Raw genomic sequence first — 4,381 nt, 5'->3', positions numbered from 1 at the left:
TGTTCTTGAACTTACCCCAGAGGAAAAATATTTTTATTTATATCTTATGACTAATTCAAAAACGACTCAGTGCGGAATTTATGATATCTCCAAAATAACTATAGAAACAGATACGGGATATAACAGAGAAACTGTAGAAAAGCTTATTCAAAGATTCTGCGATTATAAAAAAATCTTATATTGTGACGAAACAAAGGAGCTTATGGTTATTAACTGGATAAAATACAATGTTCCGAGCAGTATTAACAGCTTAAAATGTGTTCACAAAGAAATATTAAAAGTTAAGCATAAGGCATTTATTAAAATATTATTTGCCAAGTGCCTGGCAGCTGGCTTAGATGTAGAAAAGATTTTTGGTAACCTTATTACAAAAGAGGTTGATGAAAAGCCTGCTGTGGAAATTTTATATGAAAAAGTGGACAAGCCTTCAGTAGAATTATCGAATGAAGACAGGTCAGAAGAAATTTTTATGGAGGGGAGGACAGAAGAATTTTCTATGGGGGATAGGGCAGAAGAAATTTCTGAAAAAGTAAAAAATGTAGGAGCAGAAACTGGTAATAATTTCGAAAAAACCGAGAAAATTCAAAAAACGAGTCAATTTATAATTAATAAGCCCCTTGGTAGGGGCTTGGTAGAAGATTATAAGCCCCTACCAAGTAATAGAATAAGAAGTAATAAAGAAGAAGTAATAAGTAATAAGCAAGAAGTAATAAATAAAAAAGAAGAAGAAGAAGAAGAAGAAGTAATAAGTAAAAAAGAAGCAATAACCAAAAACAAAATAATAACAAAATTTAAAGATGATTCTGCTGCTACTGCTGATAATAATAAGACTGATGATGATGGGTTGAAAAATATAATTAAGGTATTCGAAGAAAATGTACATGCCATCACTCCACTTGAATATGGAAAAATACTTGGGTTTACAAAACATGTAGCCAGCGAGGTTATCATTATGGCAATTGATGAGGCTGTGAATTATAATGCAAAAACCATGATGTATATCACTAAAATACTGGATAGCTGGATTAGCCACGGCATAAAAACTGGTGAAGAGGTAAAGGCCTATCAAAAAAAATGGGCTAGTAAAAAGGTTAGCTATCAAAGCCAAAACGGGAAAAAAGGTGGATTTTGTGACTATGAACAGAGGTCATATGACTTTGAGACCCTAGAGAAACAGTTGCTCGGACATTTGGATACTGAGGAAAATACTGAGGAGTAAAAGTATTTTATATAAAAATTAAAAAGGCGGTGTATATCATGGAAAAATTAGTTGAAAAGGCTAAAAATAAAGAAGACAGGGCTACTGAAGAGATAATAGAAAAGTTCAAATATCTTATATTCAAGGAGGCTTCAAAGTATTACATTCCAGGTTATGATCTTGAAGATTTAATCCAACACGGCTATCTTTCGGTAATAAAAGCAATTGCCATGTATAAGTTAGGCAGCAACAGTTTCAACGGCTATTGCATAAATTCAATAAGATTGAACTTCAAAGCCCTTCTGAAGGGACAAATAAAACATTTTCGAGAAGTCCCAAACAATGATATGTTAGATTTTGATTGCGTGGCGAATTATGAATTTACCTTAGAGGACGAAGTTATCGCCTATGATGAAGTGAAAAAATTATATGTGGCACTGGATACGCTTGATCCAGTCGAACGGGAAATAATTGAGAGATATTATATTTGGGGGCAACCCCTAGGTGAAATAGCTTGTGATAGTGATAAAAGCTACCATAAATTTGCAAGAATTAAGAAGAAAGCGCTAGAAAAACTTAGGGCCCTTATGTGAATTAATATATTTTTATAAATACCGCACAAAACTTTAGAAGCGCATATATATTCAATGAAAACAAAATGAGAGGGGTGGTTAATATGGCAGTTGTATCTACAAAAGTATCAAGTGCTCTAAAACTTACAATGAAAGTAGGTGTTGACGAGAATGGCAAGGACCAATATGCAACAAAGACAATGAGTAATCTAAAAGTTACTGCAGTGGACGAGGACGTTTTTGCAATAGGACAAGCTATTTCAAACATCAAAACGTATCCATTATTCGGAATTGACAGACAAGATCAGTTTAGCTTAGTAACAGAATAGTTTTTAAGATTAAAGCTGAGAATAGAGAACTGAAAGTTGAGAATTAAGGGGTAAGGGTTAAATAATTTTGAAGGGGGAAAAGTCATATGAATAAATTAGTTATGAGATTTTTAACAGCTACAGAAGGTAAGTATTTTACTCTAACTGTAGATGATATTAAAACTGATGGAGATGGAGTTTCAATTATAACAGAAGTTGAGGTAAATGATCTTATGGATTTAGTTATTTCAAACAACATTTTTGAATCAGCGTATGGTAACTTAGCTGGCAAGAAAGATGCTAAGGTTGTTACTACTGATACTACTTCAGTTAATGTAGCTTAGTATAGTAAAAAGATTTCACTAAGTCTTATAGCTTAGTGAAATCTTTATAAATTAAACGATATTATTTATAGAAGAAACAAAGGTATGATATAATTGTTGTATTGTAATGTGAGTATTAAATATTTTAGTGTGGAATAATATAAAAAATAAAATAATGCAATAAAGCAATGCAAAATACTGTAGATTAACTTCTACGGTATTTTTTTTATCCATTCATATTGATGTCTTTGCTGACGGTTTCAGCACTTTATATAAATTATTAATTAATTAAAAAGGAATTTAATTGGATGATCTATATGGTTGAATTAGGATGAAACCTATAAAGATAATAAATTTACCCGCAAGCTACCCCGCAAGCTGATGACATTCAGTCATCGCCTTACTCATTGTGGGAAGATTAAATTACTAATTTACGTTGACTTTTGAGGGTGAAAAAGATGTATAATATATTATTACAATTAAATGGAAGAAGGAATAAAAAAAGTGAATTTATATGGCAAATACTTTAAAAAATATAAAATCCCATTCTTGATAGCTGTTTTTTGCGTTACCTTTGAGGCAATATGTGATTTACTGGGTCCTACACTTATGGCAAATATCATTAATACAGGAATTGAGCAGAAATCGCTTTCAAAAGTTTATTATTGGGGAACGCTTATGCTTGTAGTGACTGCTATTGGTGCATGTTTTGCTGTTACACGAAATATTTTGGCTAGTAAGGTATCACAGCGCATGGGAGCAGATTTGAGATATGATTTATTTGAAAAAATTGTGTATTTCTCTGAACTAGGTAGCGATAAAATTGAAAGCGGATCGCTTCTTACACGTATGACTAATGATACATCACAAATTATACAGTTTGTGAACGGAACTATGAGGATTTTTATGAAAGCACCAATTACATGTATAGGCAGTATAATACTTGCAAGTATTCTTAATTTTAGGCTAAGCCTTATTATTTATGGTGTTGTAGTAGTAGTTGCTATTCTTATTATAGTTAGTATGAGGCTCAGCTATCCCCGTTTTTATAAATTGCAAAAAGCTATGGATAATGTAAACTCGGTTGTGCAGGAGTACCTTATAGGCGTGCGCTTGGTTAAGGCTTTTGGAACATATGATAAGGAAACGGATAAGTTTGAAAATGCAAATACTGATTTAATGCATAAGGGTATATCTTCACAAATGATTATTACCTTTGTATCACCACTTATGACACTTACTGTTGGAATTGGTACAGTAATTATAATTTACATTGGGAGCAGATTGTTTTCTTTAAATATTGCAAAAATAGGTGATATTACTGCATTTACAATTTATATGGCGCAAATTCTTACATCTTTAATTATGATAACAAATATACTTAATACCTTTGTACGAACAAAGGCTTCTACTGCGCGTATTAAAGAAGTACTTAATTGTGAAGGAGATTTTTCTCACAGTGGTGAAATAGAAGAACTAAATGGAGATATTGTTTTTGAAAATGTAACTTTTGCATATCCTAACGGCAGTGGTGTACCTGCCATAAAGGATTTATCATTTTCTATTAAAAGCGGACAAAACTTAGCAATAATTGGACCAACAGGTAGTGGTAAATCCACGATTGCTTGGTTGCTTTTGAGATTTTACGATGTAAATCACGGCAAAATTTTGATTAACGGCTGTGATATTAAAGCACTAAGTATTGATTCAGTGCGAAATAATATTGCCATTGTACCACAAAAACCAATGCTTTTTTCAGGATCTATTGCTGAAAATATTAGATGGGGGAACAAGGAGGCTACGGATGAAATGTTACACCAGGCTGGGAATAAGGCACAGGCAGATTTTATTGAGAAGATGCAAGGCGGATACGATAGCCTTTTAGGAAGCGCTGGAGTTAATGTTTCAGGTGGGCAAAAGCAACGTATATCAATAGCTCGTGGAATACTTAAAAATTCTTCTATACTTATATTAGATGAT

Annotated in this window: 5 protein-coding genes; all 5 read left to right on the top strand. The window is 32.5% G+C overall.

Annotation, left to right across the window (positions count from 1 at the left end; translation table 11 throughout):
* Nucleotides 1-1,219, top strand: a 1,219-nt coding sequence (locus JJE11_RS15455; protein ID WP_291637207.1) for a DnaD domain protein, incomplete at its 5' end; no start/stop codon positions are given.
* Between the two features lie 38 nt (nucleotides 1,220-1,257).
* Nucleotides 1,258-1,791 carry a sigma-70 family RNA polymerase sigma factor gene (locus tag JJE11_RS15450; protein ID WP_291637204.1) on the top strand — a complete coding sequence of 178 codons (534 nt, stop codon included), beginning with the start codon at nucleotides 1,258-1,260 and terminating at the stop codon, nucleotides 1,789-1,791.
* 83 nt (nucleotides 1,792-1,874) lie between these two features.
* On the top strand, nucleotides 1,875-2,099 hold the full coding sequence (locus JJE11_RS15445; protein WP_291637202.1) for a DUF1659 domain-containing protein: 225 nt from the start codon (nucleotides 1,875-1,877) through the stop codon (nucleotides 2,097-2,099).
* A gap of 86 nt (nucleotides 2,100-2,185) precedes the next feature.
* A complete protein-coding gene (locus tag JJE11_RS15440; protein WP_291637200.1) occupies nucleotides 2,186-2,422 on the top strand; it encodes a DUF2922 domain-containing protein in 237 nt (78 codons plus the stop codon).
* 483 nt (nucleotides 2,423-2,905) lie between these two features.
* Nucleotides 2,906-4,381 (top strand): ABC transporter ATP-binding protein (locus JJE11_RS15435; protein ID WP_291637209.1); only part of this gene is annotated, 1,476 nt, incomplete at its 3' end.

Origin of the sequence: Clostridium sp. (assembly GCF_016650095.1) — a bacterium.
Classification (GTDB): Bacteria; Bacillota; Clostridia; order Clostridiales; family Clostridiaceae; genus Clostridium_AD.
The sequence above is the reverse complement of the archived record's forward strand: the minus strand, read 5'-3'. Positions and strand labels throughout refer to the sequence as shown.